Origin of the sequence: Actinopolymorpha rutila (assembly GCF_013407855.1) — a bacterium.
GTDB lineage: Bacteria > Actinomycetota > Actinomycetes > Propionibacteriales > Actinopolymorphaceae > Actinopolymorpha > Actinopolymorpha rutila.
Genome location: NZ_JACBZH010000001.1, coordinates 4175227 through 4196636 on the forward strand (window position 1 = coordinate 4175227; position 21410 = coordinate 4196636).

The window sequence follows — 21410 nt, forward strand, 5'->3', positions numbered from 1 at the left end:
TCAGCCACGCCACCGCAGCGAGTCCGTCACGGCCCGCCATGGATCGACGTTATCCGCGCCCTTGGGCCCCGAAAGCGTGAGAACGGCGAGCTTGCCACGGTGCCAGAACTCGTACTTCTGCACGTCGTCGACAACCACCTTCCCGGTCACAGGATTCACCTCGGAGTCCGCGACGAAGCGAACCAGAACCCCCTTACCAGCTCGTCGGCGGACGTTCGTCACCGACGTGAGATGGAAGCTTCGGTACTTCGAGGAGACCTTCTTTACCTCTTTCGAACGGGAGTTCGCTGCAGTCGGGGCGCTCGCCGCGCCCTGCTCCTCGACCCGGACGGAGTTGTACTTGTCGGTGAAGGTCACGGCCGTCCCCTGCCTCGTACGGGACCAGCCTTCGGGGACGGAGACGCTGAAGGAGGCGTTGGGCGGGCGGTAGCGCACGAAAACCTGGTTGTCCGGGATGTCGCCGGGAGGATTGCTCTCAGTCGCAAGCGGGCTCGGCTTCGTATCGGGCGCTTTCCGCATTTTTGCGGGGCTCTGCCGACCTGGGGCGGCAGCCACCGGCGACGAATGCGCGGGGTGGCTGGCAGCTGAGCCACTGCCACACCCGGCGACCCCCGCCAGAACAATCGCGGCAGCGACGGCCACTCCCCATGCGACACCGCCTCGCTCGCCATGGGTTACCTTCATGTCCGATCGCCCTCCTCACCTGCATGCGGAACAGCCCATCGGAAAGCCACCTTAGGAAGCTCCGGGAAAGGCCGGACCCAGCCGAAGGTGAGCCGACGGTAAAACCCCCTTCACCCGGTTTTCGACAGAACGCTCACCCTGGACGGGCCTGATCTCGTTGCCACAAACAGGAAGGAGCCACCATGCGCAAAAGGATCACCATCCTGGCGATCAGCGCAGCGGTGGTAGCCGTCACGTTGTTCGGTGGCGTGCTGGCCGTCGCAGTGTGGCGGTACGCATTCACCGAGGAGCGCGCTGAGCTCGAACTGGCGGCCGACCGTGCCGCCGTGGTCACCGCTCTTGACCAGATGAGCCGGGACGATCCCGTGGAGCCACCACACCATCTGGACGGCATCAATCTGACCGTCTATGCCCAGATGGGCACCGACTCGCCGGCAGGGGACCGGTGCATGCCGACGCCGCCACCCGTACCGCCCTTCACGGCCAAGTTCTCGATGATCACGCAGGCAACGAATTGGCCGTGGTCGTCCCAGTCGCCGCGGGGGAAAAGGTGGTGGCCGCGGTTCGGGCCTCTTCTTCCCGAACCGCCACGCTGCACCGGGTCGAGCTCGGCTGGCTCGCGCTGTTGGGGCTCGCAATTCTCGCCCTCGCCCCACCCGTGCTTGCGGCTTTGCATCACGCACGCCGTCTGGCCTCTCCGCTGGAGACACTGGCCAGCCAGGCTCGCCGACTGGGCGAAGGTGACTTCACTGTCGCCGCCCAACGATGTGGGCTGACCGAGATCGATACGCCGGCCGAAGCGCTCGCAGACACCGCGCGCCGACTCGGCGCGATGTTGGCCCGGGAGAGAAAGTTCACCAGGGAGGCCTCACACCAGCTGCGTACGCCGCTCACCGGACTGCGGCTTCTGCTCGAAACCGGGCTCGACACCGACGATCGCGGCCTTCGTCGTGCGGCCGGACAGGCCGTCGAGGCCGTGGATCGACTCGAGGATCGCATCGACGACCTGCTCAAGATCCGAGTCGAGCCCACCGGCGCCGGTCCCGTGGACACAGCCGCCCTGCTCGACGACGTCGAGGGCACCTACCGGGGCGTGCTGGCCGCCATGGGTCGCCCCCTCAATACCAGAAGGAGCGACGACCTGCCGGCTGTGGACGCGCCGACCGCCGCTGTCCGTCAGGCGGTGGGCGTTCTTGTCGACAACGCTGTACGCCACGGGCGGGGCAGGGTGACTGTCGGCATACGAAACGCCAGCGGCGCGCTGGCGATCGACGTGCACGACGAGGGGGACGGCATACCCGACGTGCCGGCAGAGGACGTGACCACCTGGGCACTCGGCCGTCCCTTGGCCAATGGTGGGCATGGACTTGGGCTACGGCTCGCAAGCGAACAGATCGCCGCCCACGGAGGCCGACTGCTGCATCGTCCCGCGCGAATGTCCGCGGGTGCGATGTCCAGTCCACGCAACCAGTGCGGTTCCCTGTTCACCGTACTGCTACCTGGCCGCGAGCAGGACTGCGCGCGCCGGGAGTGATGCCGTCCGACGAGACAGCTGGTCCGAGCGCGCCAACCGGTCTACCCACGTAGTTACGGCGTGGCGTTGCAGTACACGTTCGCGCGTCTGGCGCCTGTGGGACCGGACGCGAACCCGGTGCAGAGGTTCCCGGGCCCGACGCGGGTCATGCCTTCAGGTTCGCCGGCGACGGTGGAGTTGACGCGGCCGGTGAGAGACCCCGCGCTGGAGATGGTGGCGAACGTGGCATTACCTGGTTTGCCGGAGTTGGTGCCCTGCCAGTTCCCGACCTGGGTCCGGGAGGCGAGCGCCCAGCCCTGCTCGACAGTCCCGGCCAGGGTCGGGGGGACAGTGAACCGGGCTAGCGCCGTGTACTGGTGGCGTTTGAATGCGGCTAGGTCATAAACCGCCCACCGAAACACGTGCAGTCCCGTCGACCAGTACTGGATGGCGATGAGGCCGTCTGCTGCGTCGACGGAGGGCGTTTGCTCAGGTGCGCCGGCGTTGACTCCGAATTGTTTCGTGCTGGACGGGGTGAGTGTTACGCCTGACCGCCAGGCGAACCGGGCGATCTGGTTTCCATAAGCTCCGGCGAGCGCCCATCCCCGCACGGGGTTTGCTACCGCGTGCGTCTCTGTCCACACATATGTGACCGCCCCGGCGTTCTCGATGCTGATGGTCAGGCCGTGGCCGAATCCCCGCAGGTGCATCCACCCCAACCGGGCGCCCGTAGCGGACACCTTGGTCAGGGTAAGGTCACCGGACGTGGCGGGCCGCCCGGCGGTGAGCTGGGCGAAAATCCACACCCTGTGCGCAGGATCCCAGGCGAATGCCTGCATGACCGTCGGATCCTGCAGCCGCATGCCGGCCAGCGTCGGCACAGACGGCACAGATGCGGCCGATGGGCTCGCCCACGCCCCGGAAGGACCTAGTAGAACCAGCAGAAAAGAGACCACAACCAGGGACAGGAACCAGGCGACACCACGCGACACATGGCTGCCGTGGCGGCCGTGGACAGGGGGCGGGGAAGAACAGTGCCGAATCCGCACCAGGTGGCCCCTGTCAGCTACGGGGCGGTCGCAGGAAGCACATTGCCGACCGCACGAGCACATCCGGGAGCACGCCAGCTTCAATGAATTCGTCAAAGACTCGATACCGCCTTCGTTATTCATATCGGCATTAGTCGGAATGTTATGGCGGCCTTCTCGCCGCGACTGCCCGACCACACCGCTGATGGTTCTCGACGTCGAGCAGGGCGCCGCGAGCCCATAGGTCGTTACGGTCGCATGGGACACACCGTCAGAGACCTTGGGGCACATAGTTGTAGTGATGGTGGGCCAGTCGCCGGCGGTGGTATGGCCGATGTCTTCCAACGTCGCATCGACGCTGAGGACCAGTCGGAGCCCTCCACCAACATCGTCCGCGCCGGCTTGCGCCGGTTCCCGGAGCCGTCCCGCGGATCTCACCCTTGTCGTGCGACGAGAAGCCGTGCGGCGGTCATGTGAAGTCCTCATCTTCTTCCTCGATGAGGAGGACGTCGTCCTGGCCCATCGCCCACACGAACCTGTAGACCTGTTCCTTGGCCAACTCACGAACGCCGCCACCGGAGTCATCCGCGCAGTCGCGGGGCCGGGAGCCGACGAGGGTGAGCCACTCATCCGTGCTGAGCCTAGACAGGATGACCTCGGCCAAGTCGTCGGCGCCTGCATCAGGGAACGTCGCGCGCGCCAACCTGTAATGGATCACAAGATCCTCTAGCGTCGACACACTGACACTCCGTACTGGGCAAAGGGGGGGCGACACCACGGGTCGCCAAGCTGGGATCAGCCACGGCCCCGGCGACGCCAGGTCCCGCATCTCGGCGTCGAGGTGGGAGAGACCATCGGCTGGGCACCTCGGGCGCGGTCGATGATCGCCAGCCGCTGGTGGGGCGAGGCCGAACCGGGGCCCGGTGAGGGTCCCGTCGCCGTCCGGACCTCGATGCCGCTGTACCTTCGCCATCACTGTGAGTACAGGCGCACCGGTCGCCTCGTCCAAAACGACATAACCACCGATGCCACACACCTGAGTCCCTCCGGTCGAACCGGTCCAAACAGCGACCGTATGGGCCTCAACCTGCACACAGCCTGTACGCCAGACGTGAACGTGGATCCGACGCTGAGGCGGGGACAGTGGCGTCCAGCAGAGTGGTGTACCGCAGGCGCCTTGTTGATGGGCGTGTCGTAGACGCGTAAGGGCGGTCATCGCGTGATCCTTCGAACTGAGTTCCCGCTCAAGCTCAAGGAGACCTACGCGATGACCGCCAAGCCCAGTATGACCCCTGACCGGTTCCTGCACGAACAGCTGGCTGCTGCGTCGCCGGACCTGCTGCGCGACCTGCTGTCGACGTTCATCGACGCCCTGATGGGTGCCGAAGTCGACGCGGTCTGCGGCGCCCCCTACGGTCAGCCCAGCCCGGACCGCACCAACTCCCGTAACGGCTACCGTCACCGCGACTTCGACACCCGTACCGGCACGATCGATGTCGCGATCCCCAAGCTCCGCTCCGGTTCGTACTTCCCGGACTGGCTGCTGGAACGGCGACGCCGGGCCGAACGGGCCCTGACGTCGGTGGTGGCCACCTGCTACCTGCTCGGGGTATCGACGCGGCGGATGGAGAAACTCGTCGAACAACTCGGCATCACCCGCCTGTCCAAGTCACAAGTGAGCGTGATGGCGGCGGAGCTGGACGAGCAGGTCGAGGCGTTCCGCACCCGCCCCCTCGATCAAGGTCCGTACACGTTCGTCGCGATGGACGCCCTGGTGCTGAAGGTCAGAGAGGGCGGCCGGGTCGTCGGGGTGCACGCACTCGTCGCGACCGGTGTCAACGCCGACGGACACCGAGAGATCCTCGGCATCGACGTCACCTCCGCCGAAGACGGCGCCGGCTGGCTGGGATTCCTGCGCGGCCTGGTCGCCCGCGGCCTGTCCGGCGTGGGCCTGGTGACCTCTGACGCCCACGCAGGTCTGGTCGCAGCGATCGGCGCCACACTCCCGGGCGCGGGCTGGCAACGGTGCCGCACCCACTACGCCGCCAACCTCATGGCCGTGACCCCGAAGGCGTCCTGGCCGTGGGTGCGGACGCTGCTGCACTCGGTCTATGACCAGCCCGACACCGCCGCGGTCCACGACCAGTTCAACCGCGTCCTGGACGCCCTGGCCGACAAGCTACCCAAGGTCGCCGACCACCTCGAGGCCGCCCGGACCGACGTGCTGGCGTTCACCGGCTTCCCCAAGCAGCTATGGCGACAGATCTGGTCCAACAACCCCCAAGAACGCCTCAACCGCGAGATCCGCCGCCGCACCGACGTCGTCGGGATCTTCCCCGACCGCAACTCCCTCATCCGCCTCGTCGGAGCCGTCCTCGCCGAACAACACGACGAATGGATCGAAGGCCGCCGCTACCTCGGCCTGGACCTCCTCGCCAAAGCCCGCGCCACCGAGACCGAGGAGGTGACCGACACCGACCTCAAGGCGCTCAGCGCCTAACCACCAAGAGGATCACGCGACACGACCGCTACACCACGCCAATGGACTTGACCGCGGGGACTGAAGGAGGACCACACTGAGATCCGGTTCTGGCGTAAGCGATAACTAGTGTGCTCTGGGCTTATGGCCACGGATAGACGGCGCCTCCAACCGCGTTCGAGCACTGCGGGCCCGAGTCGTGCCAGCATGCAAGCAGTGGTTGACGCCCCTCCCCGCGATGGATCACGTGAGCAGTCAACCCGTAGCAGACTTTTGTTCGCCTTCCAGGCCTGACCGGCCCTAACGAGGAATCAGAGGGTTACCTTCCAGGTCCGGCAGGGGCGCTCGGGCGTCGTGCTACAGCACCCGCTCCGGACGGACGACCTCGTGCACCTCCGGGCTCCGCCTTCGCGAGGGAAGCTTATCAACTACATGCGTTGTAGTAGGTCGGTCTAACTAGGTCAGTCGTAGTAGCAAGCACACCACCGACGAGCAGCAGCGGCCAGCGCGCCGGCCCCAACAGGTGCCGAGGTCGACGCCGACGACGTACCTGGCGACCAGGACGACACTCGTCTGCTACGTCATCGACCCTCTGAACTGAATCGATAAATTGCAGCAGGTCTTCGGAGCCGGCCTCACCTTCTGCGCCGAACGAATGCGTCAGTCGGCTGTAGCCGGGGAGCACAAGCGTTCTATGCAGGGATCCACAAGAAGGCGAACGCGACCACCAGCGCGGCAGAGAGCACGGCCAGTCTGCGGATCGTTGGTCTGCGGCTGAGGAACAAATACACAAGCCACAGCAGGGGGGAGAGGGTGAGCTGTGTCGGAAGGGGCTGGCGTGGCAGTACCTGTCCGAGCGTGGTCAGATGCACGGTGAGCAGCACGGCCACCGTCCAGCTGAGGATCCCGAGAATCCACACACCGGTCGGGCCGAATCTCACTGCAGTTGTCCGAATACCGGCTGCGCGGTCGGCGTCGACATCGATGGCCAGGGTCGGCAGATACAAAGCAGCGCCGGTCAAGAGGCCCGTGACCGCAAGCGATACCGGGTACTCCCACACCGACCGCGTCAGGCACCATCCGCCCATCGGACCGAGTACGCCCACCGCGAGCGCGTTGCATCCCACGTCCCAGACCGGGCGGCCCTTCAGCCGAACCGGCGGTGCGCTGTAGAGCCAGCCGAGGACCAGAACCCCGGCCATTCCGACGGTGAAGATCAACCCCCCGCCCCACGCCGAGAGCAGACATGCTGCGCCTCCGGCGAAGGCCGCGCACCCAAGGAGTTGTCGTCTCCGGAGCTGGCCTCGTACATGTGGTGAGTGCTGACGCCGTTCGTTGAGGCGATCGGTCTCGAAGTCGAAGGCGTCATTCACAGCCAGAACTGACGACCACAGCAGCGGACCAGCAGCAATCAGCGCCGCCACACATCGCCCGGGCTGGAGGTCGGACGCGGGTTCACCTGGGGCCTGGTGTGCGAAGAGCATGCCCATGACCACCGGCACCATCGACACCGGCCAGAACCATGGACGGGTCAGCTCGAACAGTGTCCGAAAACCGTCCGGCCGCGCGCCGGTGACCACGAGTTCACCGGCGCGTCGTTGCCGGGTCTGGACCACCTGGCGAGATGAGCGCATGCGTCGACTCTTCAGCGTGTCGCGCCTGCTTGCGTCCCCGAGGAGAGGGAGTGAGTCATCCGTTGGAGGGACTCGTACTACGGGGTGTCCGTGACAGCCTGAGTTGGCCCCCGGAGGCCCGTCGGAGGAGCCAGGCCCCGCAACAAGCCCGGCAACCCGGCATCGCTGCGCTACGTCCTTGCACGCCGCACCGGTGAGAACCTGGCCAGCACCTTCACCAGCGTGATCGAGCCGTACGTGGGATCACGAGCGGTACGGTCGAGCCGACTCGCCTCGATCGCAGGCAATCCGGACCCCTCGCTGGTCACCGCCGTACGGGTGGAGCTCGCGGACGGCCGGACCGACTACGTGGTCTCGTCGCTCGACGACAACCGGACCTACCTGATCGACGATGTGCTGCGTTTCCGGGGCAGGTTCGGATGGTTGCGGATCCAGGGTAGGTCGGTGACCTGCCGGTACAAGCTCGGCACCAAGCTGCTCGAACTGGTGAACGAGTCGCGGCCTGCGGCGGCGCCCGCACTCACTGGACGGGTCACGTCGTTCACCGGGGAGTTGTCGCTCACCAACGAGATTGTGATCACCCACGATCCGGTGCCAGGCCGGCTCGCCGATACCGTGTCACGCCTGGTCGGGTCCTGGATCCACGTCGCGAATGACGGGGAGCGCAACGCCTGCTACCGGATCGAGACGGTCGAGGTGGTCGGCCGCGACCAGCTCCGGCTCGGGCTCGGGGCGCAGACCCTGGTCCGCTCGCTGGCGGACCCGACGAACGCCGACGGGGGCTACACCCATGACGTCGCCAACGAAGCCGCAATCACGGTGCCGCTGGGGTACGAGGGGTAAAGGCGCTCAGGCCCTGGCGGCCACGACGTCCCGCTGACATCGACCTTGTCACCGATAAGCAGGGCGGGTCTTGGCACAAGGACGCGCGTACCTGCAGCACTCTGCGCTCAAAGCCTTCGCCATCACCTGACACCCATCGAGTACGAACACGCCAACCAGGTCATCGAACAGATGGATTGAACACCCTGTCCCTCAAAGTGGGGAAACTCCAGGATGGAGTCTTGAACGTGTAGTTCGGCGGCAGCACAGGAGACCAGTACTTCGTTTCGTCGCTGACACTACTGGACGTGGTCGGACACGCGATCTGCAGCAACGGATCACCTGGATCCCAGCGTGCCGTGTGACCTTCGAGCGATGCCTCTGGCAACCGTCGTCACCACGACTTCACGCCGCCTCGGCGTCACAGAGGCGCCGTCGACCTCGTTCGCGGAGCGCCAATGTCAGAGTCAGAGGGGTCCGCCTGCTACCGGCAGCGGGTAGGGGGTCGAGGAGGACCGCGACGGCCTCAGAGCGGCTCCGGCCGCGCCGGTTCAGTGGGGTGAGGTGCATGGTGGTCGATACGGTCAGTCGACAGGACCTTCCGCATGTTGATTGAGGTCGGGTGATCGAAGCCCGGGTGAGCTTCGCGTGACGCTTCGACATAGCCCAACGACCTGAACAGTCGCTGGTTCTCGGTCAGCGCGATGCGGACGCCCAACCTGACACCCGCCAGCCCTCGCCGGATCCCTTCGTCCTCAACGGCCTTGACCAAGCGCCGGGCGATACCGCGACCACGTGCCGATGGTGTCACTGCCAGGCGCCCGAAGTAGAGATCACCGTCGACCGGCTTGAGCATCACGCACCCAAGTGCATCTTCGCCCTGCTCGGCGATGATGGCGCCGGTCCCGGCCGCGAGCTCACGGCCGATCGTGCCGGTCGTCTCACGGAAGGCGCCCGACTCGGGGATCAGCTGGCCACGGTACTGCTCGAAGGCGGCAGCAATAACGGCTACGAGAACCGATTCATCGCCAGCCCCCGCCGTGCGCAAGACAACGGTGTCGCTCATGAACGCCTTTCGGATCGGTCGACACAGTCGGATCTTCAATACGTCCTATCAGGCCCCAGCAGTGTGCCGCAGGCGTGTCGTCTCAGCCCAAGCGCTGGTGGCCTTCCGCGTCAACGGAACAGCGCCGCCCCCCGAGTTCGCCACCGCAACCACCGCTGCGTCCCACTGGCTCAGCTGCGCCCGCATCGACCTCGCTACCAAGACCGGGACGATGATCGACCGCCACACTCTGCACTGAGGGCGCCGGGGTCATGGTCCGCAACCACAACCACGTCCACGCGCTCGAACAGGCTGCGATAGCCGCCACCACGGCACCGCCGCACCGCCGCAAGCAGTGCATCCCACCCGGTCCAGCCGCACGAGCGGCCGCGACCATCCTGTGCGGGCAACACGCCACCGCAAGCACCCACGGCAGCGACGTCGTGGTCGATCTGGCCGCCTACTCCGCCCCAGTCGCCGCACGCACCAGCGTCCCCCGGCCCCCGTCGCGGGGTCCCAACACCCCACACAGAAGGGGAAAACCACTGATACAACCACAACCGCGAGCGGATCAGCACCCGCAACAGCCGGCCCAGCCAGCCTCTACCAACAGCTCTATGCGCCCACCTGGCAATGCTGAATCTGCACACCGCCGCCGAAGCCCTTGCCCACCGTGCTTGAGACCGCCACCAGCGAAGGCTCACCGTCACCGCCTCGCTGGAACGGCGCCTACTGGCCATCGAGGTCTGCGACACCCTAGCCCGTGGGCTGGCCGGTCGGCCACGGTTCGCTTGCCTGCCCACCCCAGCTACCTCCGAAGCCGGGCAGGGCAGAGCCTCCAAGCAAACCAAGGCGATTCACAGCCGGTTCCCTCCAGCGCCTGCGCGATCAGCGTGGAGACCGACCACGAGCCATTGGGCTGGTCTTCTCGACGGAAAGTGGTCGGTGCGGAAGAGGTCCGTCCCGCCGGAGAGCCGAGGACGGTGTCCAGGCGGGTCTACCTCACCCCGGGCCGGCGTGACCACGGCGTCGGTCGCTCGTCACCGGGTGGTCCGCCGCTAGCGTCCTACTGGTGTGAACGTCCTCGCTGCTACGGTCCTCGCCGGCACCTCCGCCGCGAGATACCCCTTCGACCTGGGCGCGAAAATCGGAATCCAGTTGATTTTCCGTATACAGACACCACCCCCATCCCAGGGACGGGCCCTCCAGGGGGAAGGAGCCCTCTCTGCCAACCTCTTTGAGACACCCCATCCGGTAGGAACCAGCTCGTCCGGGAACAGCCGGTCCCGCTCCCGGTTGCAACACCACGTACACCGAGCTCGCCAGGCAGCGCCGCCTCGCAGAACCGATTCACATCATCGAGCAGATCACCTTGACGCTCGGCCAGCCCCAACGACATCGACCACCCCAAGAGGAGAATCCCTTACAACTAGAGCAATTCTCCCGAACCGATCAAGAAAGCCGGTGCATCGCCACGCGGCAAAAGACACCAGCCACCTAGGACAGACCCTGGGAACTCGCCCTCGCTCGTAGAGTGAAGCGGTGGTCGTGGCCGTCGGCCTCGCGGGCGCGGGGCGCCGAGCCGCCGGGATTCATGCCCCGGCCATCGTGGCCTGTCCGAAGGTGCGGTTGGCTGGAGTTTGGGGGCGTTCGCCCGCGCTGATCCAGAACCTCGCAGAGCGCACCGGGACGCCGGCATACACCCACTACGCCGACTTACTCGGCGCCTGCGAGGCGGTCGCGTTCGCCGTGCCCCCGGCGGTGCAGGCCGACCTCGCCGCGAGCACGGCGCGCGCCGGCAAGGCTCTTCTGCTGGAGAAGCCCCTGGGCGGCGACCTCGCCGGAGCCGAGCAGGTGGCGGACGCGGTGGCCACCACCCGCGTCGTCGCCCAACTGGCGTTGACCTGGCGCTACGCCGTCGCTGTGCGGGAGTTCCTAACCTTCGCCGCTCCACGTGCCAGGCCGCAGGGCGGCAGCGGACGGGTGATCTCCGGCATGCTCGCCGATCCGCGGTGGGCAAGCCTCTGGCAGATAGAGCGCGGTGTGCTTAGGGCGTACGGCACCGATCTGGTGGATCTCCTCGACGCGGCACTCGGCCGGGTGCTCGCGGTACGTGCGCACGGTGATCCTGGCGGCTGGGTCGGGATCATGCTCGAGCACGAGGGCGGGCACTTCAGCGAGGCGTCGCTGTACGCGCACATCGAACACCACGCAGACGGCCACGCCCAGGTGTCGAACCGTGCCGAGGTCGAGGTGTTCGGCCCGGGTGGGGCGGCCGACGTCGACTGCCTGGCGGGTGTGGACCAGGACGCGTTCAAGACGATGTACGACGAGTTCGCGACGGCGGTCGAGAACCACACCTCACCCGAGCTCGACGTACGCCGGGGTCTTCACCTGCAACAGGTTCTCGACAACGCGGAGACGGATCTCCTCCGGCAGGTGTGACGCGAGGGAAGGGCCCTCGCGACCAGTTGCTGCTCGAAATGCTTGGTCTGTGTCAATCAGATGCGGCCGTCCGCACGTCCGGCCATCGCGGTTTCCGTGTAAGCCACGGTGTCGAACCCAACTTGCAAGGCACGCCGACACCTGACCAGTTACGTGACGACGTTGTGCCTCTCCTCCACGGCCTGGCCAAAGCGGCCGCCGGTCCCTGCTCGGCCATCTCGACAGAACGGAAAAGGCTCACGTGGCATCCTCGAGCTCGACCGATAGCGCTTCGGCGCTTTGAGGCGGAGGCTGATACCGAACATGTGTTGGAGCACGTGGTCGTGCAGATCGCGGCTGATCCGCTGACGGTCTTGCAGGAGGAGGAGTTCCTCATGGTCGTTCTGTGTTCGGACCCGTTGCAGAGCCAGCGAGGCCAGGTCGGCGAAGGTCTGCACCTGCTCGACCTCGCCAGCTGCCAGAGCCGTCGAGATTTCTCGACTTCGCCAGCAACAGCGCCGGCGAGAACGATGGCTGACCGGTCACGGGGTACGAACGAGAAGCCGACAACCCCGAGAGCCACGCGGCCGACAAGCACCGTCACGCTGTCTCCTCCCCCCACACCGCCGATCTGGGTCAGAAAGGAGCTTAACCTGACTCCTCACGATGCCTGACGCCTTGCGCGCGCCGAGGTTCGTAGCGGCGCTCTCTCGTTCGTCCGTGGCGCGTGCTCGTTCGCCGATGGCGCGATAGCGATAGTCGGAGGCTAACGAGAGCGACGAGAGCGACGATCACTCGTCCACGCCGAGGTGGGGCACTAGCCGGCTGATTGCCCAGAAGGACCTCGCGTCGAAGTGGGCGGCGTGGAAGGAAAATCGCCGGAACTTCAGCGGGCCATCCGCAGGTCAACGCCCTGTCCGCCTTGGAAAGGAGAGGGTTCACGTCCCCGACGTCATGCGCCGGAACGACGTGGCGCCGTCACGCTGTGGACGTCTGCGAAACCACAGTGGGGCGTTCCTACTGGGTGCGCCAGCTGTAGCTGGGGGTCCAACCGAACAGCGCCTTCATCTTGGCGCAGTCGAAGGCCGACCTCGGATCCTCGTAATCGCTGGCGAAGCGGTCGTAGCCGTCGTAGTACTCAGCCATCAGCTCGCGCAATCCTCGCTTCGCCCGGGTGTCGGCCGCAGCGATCAGACACACTTCGTGGCCGCTGCTCGTCCCTTCCAGCGCCGCGCGATAGGCGGTGCCGACGTCCCGGGCGTCGATGTAGCTCCAGAAGTTTCCCTTGCTACGGCCCGGGTCTTCCCACTCATCGGCGAACCGATCGTAGCTGTCCGGCGGAATGACGTTGTTGATCCGGAGCCCCACCCAGGCCGTCTGCGGATAGCGGACCGCGAGCGAGTCCGCAATCACCTCGCTGATGTACTTGCTCAGCGCGTAAGCATTCGGGGACGGGTGCCGCTCGGTCTCGTCGAACGGGATCTGCGTCGGCACTGTGCCCTCGGTCAGCAGGCCGGTCGCCATCTCACTCGAGGCGTAAACGACTCGCGAGACCCCGAGATCGCCCGCCGCCTGCATGAGGTTGTGGGCACTCAGCACGTTGTTGTCGAAGACGTCGATCTGCGCCTGGCCGCTCGGAGCCGGGTTCGCCGCGAGATGACAGATGCCGTCCGGACGAAACTGACACAACGCGTCGTACACCTTGCCCGCATCGGCGAGATCGACCCTGCAGAACTCTCCAGGCAGCTCCAGCTCTGGTCGGTCGACGACGTCGACGTTCACGACCTTGTGGCCGGCCTCCGCCAGGAGGCGAACAACCCACCGTCCGGCCCGTCCCGTTCCGCCCGTCACGACGACTCGCACCCGAAGAACTCCCATCCATCGCTTCGCCGTTCGAGCTGGAGCGCTCGTCCGCTGGGACGAAACGCCCGAATCGAAAGCCAGTCAAACGGCTGAGCATGCGCCGCAAGGCTAGCAGGATGATCGATGCGTCATCGTGGCCTGCCGGCGGTCACCGAGGACACTCACAACCCCGATCGACCGCAGCTCAGCACTGGTGCTGACACCACCGCGGAGGTACTCGCGCAAGCCCGTGACACGGGTCCTGTCTCTCGTACGTCCTAGAATCCTCGAGTGATGCTCGTCGATGCCGCCGCCGTCCTACCCCACCTCACTCTGCTGCGTCTCGGACCTGGCACCAACCTGAGCACCGAACCGGCCACTCAGGTCGGCGTTCCGGTAACGCTGACGGCCCCTGCAGGGACCGAGCTGAGCGTGCGGATCGAGGCCGAGCTCGGTGACGCCGTCGGGTACTGGCACCCGGGCCAGGGGTCGATGCGGACGTTGCCCGCCGACTGGGCCGGTCAAGTGGTCACCAGTCTGGTCAACTCAGCACCGATGGGTGCGCTCTACAACGCCGACGCTCAGGTCCTGTTCGGCTGGGCTGCCGATCGGCCAGTCGACGAGCTGACGATCCGATACGGGGTGTCGGAGGAGCACAAGACCTTCGCCGTCGAGTTCCACGCAGCCGCCTCCGGTGAGCAACGACTTCAGATGGTGTTGACTGCGGCCGGTGGATCCGTGGCGGAGGTTGTCCAACGGCTGGCCGACTGGATGTCGACCCAGATCGAGGCGCCGGCTCTCTCGGCACCAAAGTTGGCGCTCGAGCCCGTCTACTCGACCTGGTACACCTTCACCCAGGACATCAGCGCCGAGGTGATCGAGTCCGAGGCGGCTCTCGCAGTGCCCATGGGGTGCCGCACGGTGTTCATCGACGACGGCTGGCAGCGCTTGGCCGTCGGACGCGGCTATCAAGGCTGCGGGGACTGGGTGCCGGACCCCGACAAGTTCCCCGACCTACTGGCCCATGTTCGACGCATCCGAGCACTCGGTGCCGGTGTCGTGCTCTGGGTGGCACCGTTACTGCTGGGCACGAACAGCGACGCGTACGCCGCACTAGCCAAGTACGCCACCCAGAGGCGGACGCCGGACGACTGCTTCGTTCTCGACCCGCGCCACCGCGAGGTCCGCGAGCACCTCGCTGACGTCTGCCTGCGCCTGGTCAGCGACTACGAGATCGACGGGCTCAAGATCGACTTCCTGGATACCGCTATGCGCTATCAAGGTACGCCACCGGTCGGCGACATCCACGACGTCGGTGAGGCGATGGCGGCCCTGCTCGGTCTGCTCCGGACCAGGCTGGACCAAGCAGGCCATGGCGACGTTGTGTTCGAGTTCCGTCAGCCGTACGTGAGCCCGGCCATCGCTCGCTTCGGACAGATCCTGCGGGCCGGTGACTGCCCAGCAGATGCCGTGGTCAACCTGCGCTCCACCATCGACTGTCGGCTGCTGTCCGTCGGGCAGGTCGTCCACGCCGACCCGATGATGTGGAGCCCGAACGGTGGACCGGAGGCGGTGGCGCAGCAGATCTACGCCGGCTTGTTCTCCGTACCGCAGATCTCGATGCGGCTCGCCGACCTGCCAGCCGACCAGGCCGAGGCGCTCACCGGCCTGGTCAGCTGGTGGCGTGACCTGGCCCCGGTGGTGCTGGAAGGCAGCATCGAGGTCACCGGAACTGAACGCGGTTACACCACCGTCCGCGCCGTTCACGACGCACTCGGTCGCGCAGTGGTCGGGGTCTACGCCCCGGTCGTGGTCGACCTCGGAGCCGACCTTCCCAGCGAGGTCACGTTAGTAAACGCCACCGCTGCCTCGTCGGTCGTGGTCCGCACCCATAATCGCTCGATCACTGCTGGGGTGCTCCGATCGCCGAGCGCGACCGACGTCGGCGCTGTCAGCCCATCCGCTGCCGACCTGGTGGAGTTACCAATCGCACCGTACGGCAGTGCAGTCCTGACCCTCAGTTGAGTCGTCACCGAATCCGAGCGAACCGACCAACATGCCGGGCGTGCGACTGGAAGCGGTCACTTTCGACGTGGCTGACGCGGCCCCGGTGGCGGCCTTCTGGGCCGGGCTGCTCAACCGAGAGGTCCTGCGGGAGCCTGAGGGCGTGTTGGGACTGGGTGACATGCTGCAGGTCGGGCTTCGCTTCGTCACCTCCGACACCAAGCAGGTCGGCCCGCGCCGGTTGCAATTGCACCTGACCAGCAGCAGCCGAGGACCAGCAGCGAACCGTTGAAAGGGCGCTGCGCCTTGGCGGCCGCCACATTGACGTGGGCCAAAGCGTCGATGCGACGCCGCTAACTCACCGAGGCGATCCCGGCCGGTCCACGCGATCTGTTACGGCAACGGTCAAGTTCAGCCCGGGAGATCCTCCGCGCGCTTTGCGGCGAGCTCGCCGTGCAGCAGTCCAGTCGACTGGCCGACCTCGATAAGGTATCCGTCCGGGTCCCGTATGTAGCAGCGGACCTCTGCACCGCGGTCGATCGGTGGCGTAACAAACTCTGCGCCCTTGGCTTTCCACTCCTCGTAGCAGGCCTGGATATCAGCGACCCGTAGGTTGAGGAATATCGAGGTCGTGTCGCCGGGCTCGTAATTCACCACCGAGATACCTGGCTTGTCGGGGGTAGGCGGCCCGCCGGGGTTCATGATGATCCACGAATTGGCCAGCTTGACCATGCACGGGTTCTCATCTAGGACGACGGTGCCGCCGAGGACCCGCGAGTAGAAATCCCGGGACCGCGCGATCTTACGGACGGTGATGAACAACGTCACCACAAAGCCGTCGTCTGGCAAGGGGAGATTGGTGAAGTCGATCCGGTCTGTTGGGTCCGTCATAATTCCTCCGTTCCGGCCGCATCGGAAGCCTTCCGCTCACGAGGTTCGACCCCTGCCGAGTTGGCGGGTTCCAAGCGCCTGATGGATATCACGTTGTCACACCAAGTCGGGTCACTTATGGACAGCTCCGGTGCCTCCTCCTGAGCGCCGGACGGTCGATCGAGCGTGACCCGCACCTGATCCCCAAGCTAACGGTGGAAGCTCACTTTCAACCGAGGCACCGGAGCCGATGAGAAGGACGTCGATCCGGAAGCTGACTGTGCCCGACCATCCGGTCAGCTTCGGCACGTCGTAGAACAAGGCTCCCGGCTCTGTTCCGGCCGGTCGCAACACATCGGCGACCCGGAGTCGTCGGTGGCCCGCAGCGCCCAATGCCCGACGACGTTCGGCACGCTGACTTGCAGCAGCGGATACGTGCCCAGGTCGACCGGGACGCGCCGACTCGCGTATGCGCCATCACCCGTCGCCGTGATCACAAGCTGTCCACGCGAGTTGGACAGTGTCACGCCGGTAGCCGACACCACTCCCCCGCCGATTCGCATCTGTCGACGAAACCGGCCTGTGCCTCGGAATACTCGGGCGCGGCGCCGCCCGGTCGCACGTTGAGCATCAGCAGATCGTCCAGGCGCGTCGCCGTGTCGTGCGCGTAGTACGCGGCGTTCAACGGCACGTCCGGGCGGTTGCTCTGCTCCACCGGCGATGCCGAGGACCTCCCGGCGACTCAGACTGCCCTGACGCATCGGCTGCACATCTCACACATCGGGAGGCAACGCGTCCGACCGGAACCGGCATGCGGTTCCTGCGGCTGCATCGAACGCCGGCGAGCCGGACCCCACGCCGGAGCCCGCGCCAGAAGAGATCTTTACGCGGAAGTTCACCGACGTGTCGGCTGCCGGTCGGCTGTGTCCCAGGCAGAGGGCAGAACCTTCGGAGCACCATCCCGTTCTCGGAGGTCTGTACCCATGCCCGAACTTTCCCGCAGACATCTTCTCGGCGCCGCCGCCGCGGTCACCGGAGGGGCTGCTGTGAACGCCGCCCTGCCTGCCGGCACAGCGGCCGCGGCTCCGGCGTCGGCGACCAAGCCGCCACCTGCGGTTCGCGGCGACATACGGGACGTCAAGCACGTCGTGGTCATCATGCAGGAGAACCGCAGCTTCGACCACTACTTCGGCTGCCTGAAAGGCGTCCGGGGCTTCGGCGACCGCTCCACGATCGAGCTCCCTGGCGGCAAGGCGGTCTGGGAGCAACCGAAGACACCTACTGCCGATGCCACCACGCAGTTCCCGTGGCGCCTCAGCGGCGCCAAGACGTGGAGCGGATCGACGCCACCGAGCCCCGAGATCGGCGCCGCCAACTACGGCGGCACCAGTCACGGCTGGGACGACCAGCACGCCGCGTGGTACGGCGGGCTGATGAACGGCTGGTACTCCGCCAAGGGCGGACCGACCACCCTCGGCTATCTCGACCGCCACGACCTGCCCTTCCACTACGCACTGGCCGACGCCTACACGGTCGGCGACGCCTACCACTGCTCAGTGATCAGCGCGACCGGCCCGAACCGCACCTACCTGTGGAGCGGAACAATCAACGCCAACAAGGAACACGGCAGCTTCATCGCCTACTCCGGAGGCGACGAGCTCGGCCGGTTCCTGCCCTGGAAGTCCTACGCCGAGACGCTGCAGGCGGCCGGAGTCAGCTGGCGGGTCTACCAGTGCGCCGACGACTACGGCGACAACGGCCTGGAATACTTCGACACCTTCGCCAAGCTCGACCCAGCACAGGGCGGCAAGGCCGAGCCCGGCAACGTCTACTACGACAACGGCGTGAAGAACGTCCCCGAGCCCGCCACCGGGCTGTCGGGCAACGCAGACAACCTGATCGCCGCGATCCGCTCCGACGTGCAGCGTGGCACCCTGCCACAGGTCAGCTGGGTGGTGAACAACCAGTTCTTCTCCGAGCACCCGGTCACTGCCCCGAGCAACGGCGCATACTTCCTGCGCGGTGTCCTCGAAGCACTCAACGCCGACCCGGACGTGTTCAACTCGACCGTGGTGATCCTCAACTACGACGAGAACGACGGCCAGTTCGACCACGTCCCACCGCCGATCCCGGCCCCGGGCGAGGACGACGAGTTCGTGACCGGGACGCTCGGCTCGTACGGTGTCACCGCACCCGTCCCGGTCGGGCTCGGCTTCCGCGTGCCGCTGGTGCTCGTCTCACCGTGGACCCGCGGCGGCTGGGTGACCTCGGAAGTGTCCGACCACACCTCGGTCATCCAGTTTCTCGAGAAGTGGACCAGCGCGATCGGCAAGCCGGCCATCTCCCCGAACATCAGCGAGTGGCGCCGGAAGATCTGCGGCGACCTGACCTCGGCCTTCGACTTCAAAGCTCCGGTCTACGGCCTGCCGGACCTGCCGCACACGGGACCGCTCGTCCCGGAGGTTCAGTACACCCCGCTACCGGGCGACAACTCCATGCCGGTCCAGGAGACAGGCACGAAGCGTGCACGCGCGCTGCCGTACCAGCCGAACGTCAACCTCGTCGGCTTCGCCGAAGGGCCGTCCGGCAGCACAGCCAAGCTGGAGTTCAGCAACGCAGCTCCGTTCGTGACGAAGGCGAGTCACTTCGCGGTGTACAACAACCGTGCCGACGCCCCGAAACTCAGCGAGTACCCGGCCGCCTTTCCCCACCAGTACACCGTCGCGGCGCACGCGACGGTCTCCGGGACCGGCGCCGTGGGCACCTCCGCCGACGACACCGCGTACGACATCACCGTGACCGGCCCCAACCGGTTCCTGCGAAGGTTCACCGGTGACACCGCGACGGCCGGCAAGGACCTCCTCGTGGAGGCGACCTACTACGACGGCGCGGCCAGCGAGCCCCCGAAACTGAAGCTGAGGCTGACCAACCACAACGGCTCGGCCGCGACCTTCACGATCAGCCCCAACCACTATCTGCCCGGTGGGCCGCAGACGGTGAAGGTGGCCGCGCAAGGCAAGGAGGCCTGGGCGGTGAACCCGACGCACGTCAGCGACGGCTGGTACGACGTGACGGTCACCGCCGACTGCGACGAGAAGTGGTCGCAACGGCTGGTCGGTCATCTGGAACACGGAACACCCAGCATCACCGGGTGACCTGCCAGTGGCTGACCTCACAGGTGGAAGTGCACGCCGCACTCCTTCCTGGCCACCAGGCACTCTGGCGGTCAAGATCACCTTCTGATCCGAAAGCGTTCACTCTTGATCCACCGGACAGTCGGCTGTAGGGCTACTGCTCGGTGCAACATTGCGGCCGCCGGCCGTCCGTCGGCCGGCGCCAGCATCGTGGCGAGGAGGAACCACGTGTCATCAGCGGGACGAAGCATCCGCACGGTCGCGACAGCGGCGGCAGGCGCGGCATTGGTAGCGGCAATCTCGGCGCTCGGAACAGGTGCCGGGACAGGGCTGACAGCAAGCAGCGGGTCCGACCTCGAGCCGGTCGCGGCCCAGGTCGCGACGACCAGGACCCCGGTCGAGCACCTGGTCGTGATCTTCCAGGAGAACGTCTCCTTCGATCACTACTTCGCGACGTACCCTCATGCGGCCAACCCGGCGGCCGAGCCCGCCTTCCACGCCGCACCGGACACCCCCGCGGTGAACGGCCTGAACGCCTCTCTGCTCGCGCCGAACAACCCCAACTCGGCCCAGCCGTTCCGGCTGGACCGCACCCAGGCGCAGACGTGCGACCAGGACCACAGCTACACCGACGAGCAGCAGGCCACCGACTCGGGGCTGATGGACAAGTTCGTCGAGACTATCGGCCGGGGCAGCGCCTCCTGCGCCGACTACGGGCACGGCAAGGGCCTGACCATGGGCTACTACGACGGCAACACCGTCACCGCGATGTGGAACTACGCCCAGCACTTCGCGATGAGCGACAACTCCTACAACACGACGTACGGCCCGTCCTCGCCCGGTGCGATCAACCTCGTGTCCGGCCAGACACACTGGTTCACCAACGACAAGTCCACGGCCGTCACCGAGAACCACACCGTGATCGGCGACCCGCAACCCGGCCTTGACAAGTGCTCCAACCGGGACACCAGCGTCGCGACGCCGGAGAACAAGGGCAACGTCGGTGACCTGCTGAACGCCCACGGCGTCACCTGGGGCTGGTTCCAGGGCGGATTCGCCGACTGCAATGCCTCACACACCGACGTAGGCGGGGTCGCCTCGAAGGACTACATTCCCCACCACGAACCGTTCCAGTACTACCCGTCGACGGCGAACCCGCAGCACCTGCCGCCGAGCAGCGTCGCGATGATCGGCAAGAAGGACCAGGCCAACCACCAGTACGACCTGGCCGACTTCTGGAACTCCGTCGACGCCGGCGACATGCCGGCGGTCAGCTTCCTCAAGGCCGCCGCCTACCAGGACGGCCACGCCGGCTACTCCACTCCCTTGGACGAGCAGACTTTCCTCGTCAACACGATCAACCGTCTGCAGCGCTCCAAGGACTGGGCCAACACCGCGGTGGTCATCGCCTACGACGACTCCGACGGATGGTACGACCACCAACTGGGCCCGATCGTCAACCAGTCACTCGACCCAGCCCACGACGGACTCACCAAGGACAAGCTGTGCGGCAGCGACGCACGTAACGTGTCCGGCGGTTACCAGGACCGCTGTGGCTACGGGCCGCGCCTCCCGCTGCTGGTGATCTCGCCGTACGCCAGGTCCAACTACGTCGACCACACCACGACCGACCAGACGTCGATCCTCGCCTTCATCGAGAACAACTGGAAGCTCGGCCGGATCGGCGACCACTCCTTCGACGAGAAGGCCGGAAGCCTTGACGGGCTGTTCGACTTCTCCACCCAGCGAGGAAGGACGAAGCCGCTCTTCCTCGACCCGGCAACGGGCTCATCCCACGGGGCTTGAGCACGAGTTACCGTCCGCATCTCGAGTTTCATCCGTGGCTGCCGCCTCTCCTGTACGAGAGGCGGCAGCCATGTATCTCCGGCGGGCGCACTGGCAACGTCCGAGCTCGCGCATCTTCGGCCTTG

Annotated in this window: 17 protein-coding genes; 8 read left to right on the forward strand and 9 right to left on the reverse strand. The window is 66.3% G+C overall.

Annotated elements, in window-relative coordinates; all coding sequences use genetic code 11:
- Positions 1 to 357, reverse strand: coding sequence for a hypothetical protein (locus F4554_RS31535; RefSeq protein WP_202889352.1), 357 nt, complete (start codon positions 355 to 357; stop codon positions 1 to 3).
- Positions 358 to 1129: 772 nt separating this feature from the next.
- Here F4554_RS31535 and F4554_RS33670 point away from each other — a divergent pair.
- The gene (locus tag F4554_RS33670; RefSeq protein WP_179788748.1) at positions 1130 to 2218 is read left to right on the forward strand and encodes an ATP-binding protein; all 1089 of its coding nucleotides are present in this window, start codon (positions 1130 to 1132) and stop codon (positions 2216 to 2218) included.
- A 53-nt stretch (positions 2219 to 2271) separates the two neighbouring features.
- Here F4554_RS33670 and F4554_RS18640 read toward each other — a convergent pair whose 3' ends face one another.
- Entirely contained in the window at positions 2272 to 3060 is a 789-nt protein-coding gene (locus F4554_RS18640; RefSeq protein ID WP_179788749.1) for a hypothetical protein, read from the reverse strand.
- 634 nt (positions 3061 to 3694) lie between these two features.
- Positions 3695 to 3964: a hypothetical protein gene (locus F4554_RS18645; protein WP_179788750.1), complete on the reverse strand. Its 270-nt coding sequence runs from the start codon at positions 3962 to 3964 to the stop codon at positions 3695 to 3697.
- Positions 3965 to 4492: 528 nt separating this feature from the next.
- Here F4554_RS18645 and F4554_RS18650 point away from each other — a divergent pair.
- Entirely contained in the window at positions 4493 to 5725 is a 1233-nt protein-coding gene (locus F4554_RS18650) for an IS256 family transposase (protein WP_179791220.1), read from the forward strand.
- 671 nt (positions 5726 to 6396) lie between these two features.
- On the opposite strand, the gene F4554_RS18655 is transcribed toward F4554_RS18650, so the two are convergent.
- Positions 6397 to 7338, reverse strand: coding sequence for a prenyltransferase (locus tag F4554_RS18655; RefSeq protein ID WP_179788751.1), 942 nt, complete (start codon positions 7336 to 7338; stop codon positions 6397 to 6399).
- 222 nt (positions 7339 to 7560) lie between these two features.
- On the opposite strand from F4554_RS18655, the gene F4554_RS18660 reads away from it, so the two are divergent.
- On the forward strand, positions 7561 to 8181 hold the full coding sequence (locus tag F4554_RS18660; RefSeq protein WP_179788752.1) for a hypothetical protein: 621 nt from the start codon (positions 7561 to 7563) through the stop codon (positions 8179 to 8181).
- 505 nt (positions 8182 to 8686) lie between these two features.
- On the opposite strand, the gene F4554_RS18665 is transcribed toward F4554_RS18660, so the two are convergent.
- Complete coding sequence (locus F4554_RS18665) at positions 8687 to 9226, reverse strand: GNAT family N-acetyltransferase (protein ID WP_179788753.1); 540 nt, start codon at positions 9224 to 9226, stop codon at positions 8687 to 8689.
- Between the two features lie 1521 nt (positions 9227 to 10747).
- On the opposite strand from F4554_RS18665, the gene F4554_RS18670 reads away from it, so the two are divergent.
- Complete coding sequence (locus F4554_RS18670) at positions 10748 to 11650, forward strand: Gfo/Idh/MocA family oxidoreductase (RefSeq protein ID WP_179788754.1); 903 nt, start codon at positions 10748 to 10750, stop codon at positions 11648 to 11650.
- Positions 11651 to 11799: 149 nt separating this feature from the next.
- Here F4554_RS18670 and F4554_RS34060 read toward each other — a convergent pair whose 3' ends face one another.
- Together F4554_RS34060 and F4554_RS18680 are read right to left on the reverse strand one after the other, a co-directional pair.
- Positions 11800 to 12087: a histidine kinase gene (locus F4554_RS34060; RefSeq protein ID WP_179788755.1), complete on the reverse strand. Its 288-nt coding sequence runs from the start codon at positions 12085 to 12087 to the stop codon at positions 11800 to 11802.
- 559 nt (positions 12088 to 12646) lie between these two features.
- Positions 12647 to 13507 (reverse strand): NAD-dependent epimerase/dehydratase family protein, encoded by an 861-nt coding sequence (locus F4554_RS18680; RefSeq protein WP_238341338.1) that lies wholly within the window; start codon positions 13505 to 13507, stop codon positions 12647 to 12649.
- A gap of 258 nt (positions 13508 to 13765) precedes the next feature.
- Between F4554_RS18680 and F4554_RS18685 the strand changes: the two genes are divergently transcribed.
- Both F4554_RS18685 and F4554_RS18690 read left to right on the forward strand, forming a co-directional pair.
- On the forward strand, positions 13766 to 15496 hold the full coding sequence (locus tag F4554_RS18685; RefSeq protein ID WP_238342126.1) for a glycoside hydrolase family 36 protein: 1731 nt from the start codon (positions 13766 to 13768) through the stop codon (positions 15494 to 15496).
- A gap of 40 nt (positions 15497 to 15536) precedes the next feature.
- Entirely contained in the window at positions 15537 to 15767 is a 231-nt protein-coding gene (locus F4554_RS18690; protein ID WP_202889353.1) for a VOC family protein, read from the forward strand.
- Positions 15768 to 15886: 119 nt separating this feature from the next.
- Here the strand turns inward: F4554_RS18690 and F4554_RS18695 are convergent, their stop codons facing one another.
- Both F4554_RS18695 and F4554_RS18700 read right to left on the reverse strand, forming a co-directional pair.
- Entirely contained in the window at positions 15887 to 16366 is a 480-nt protein-coding gene (locus tag F4554_RS18695; protein ID WP_179788758.1) for a VOC family protein, read from the reverse strand.
- Between the two features lie 502 nt (positions 16367 to 16868).
- On the reverse strand, positions 16869 to 17060 hold the full coding sequence (locus F4554_RS18700; RefSeq protein WP_179788759.1) for a hypothetical protein: 192 nt from the start codon (positions 17058 to 17060) through the stop codon (positions 16869 to 16871).
- A gap of 268 nt (positions 17061 to 17328) precedes the next feature.
- Here F4554_RS18700 and F4554_RS18705 point away from each other — a divergent pair, with 268 nt between their 5' ends.
- Together F4554_RS18705 and F4554_RS18710 are read left to right on the forward strand one after the other, a co-directional pair.
- On the forward strand, positions 17329 to 19500 hold the full coding sequence (locus F4554_RS18705) for a phosphocholine-specific phospholipase C (RefSeq protein WP_179788760.1): 2172 nt from the start codon (positions 17329 to 17331) through the stop codon (positions 19498 to 19500).
- Between the two features lie 207 nt (positions 19501 to 19707).
- On the forward strand, positions 19708 to 21285 hold the full coding sequence (locus F4554_RS18710) for an alkaline phosphatase family protein (protein WP_202889354.1): 1578 nt from the start codon (positions 19708 to 19710) through the stop codon (positions 21283 to 21285).
- The last annotated feature ends 125 nt before the right edge of the window (positions 21286 to 21410 follow it).

Coding starts and splice junctions, on each gene's coding strand:
- F4554_RS18640 (WP_179788749.1), bottom strand. CDS start 3,060: ATGCGGCTGCAGGATCCGACGGTCATGCAGGCATTCGCCTGGGATCCT.
- F4554_RS18650 (WP_179791220.1), top strand. CDS start 4,493: ATGACCGCCAAGCCCAGTATGACCCCTGACCGGTTCCTGCACGAACAG.
- F4554_RS18655 (WP_179788751.1), bottom strand. CDS start 7,338: ATGCGCTCATCTCGCCAGGTGGTCCAGACCCGGCAACGACGCGCCGGT.
- F4554_RS18665 (WP_179788753.1), bottom strand. CDS start 9,226: ATGAGCGACACCGTTGTCTTGCGCACGGCGGGGGCTGGCGATGAATCG.
- F4554_RS18680 (WP_238341338.1), bottom strand. CDS start 13,507: ATGGGAGTTCTTCGGGTGCGAGTCGTCGTGACGGGCGGAACGGGACGG.
- F4554_RS18685 (WP_238342126.1), top strand. CDS start 13,766: ATGCTCGTCGATGCCGCCGCCGTCCTACCCCACCTCACTCTGCTGCGT.
- F4554_RS18695 (WP_179788758.1), bottom strand. CDS start 16,366: ATGACGGACCCAACAGACCGGATCGACTTCACCAATCTCCCCTTGCCA.
- F4554_RS18705 (WP_179788760.1), top strand. CDS start 17,329: ATGCCCGAACTTTCCCGCAGACATCTTCTCGGCGCCGCCGCCGCGGTC.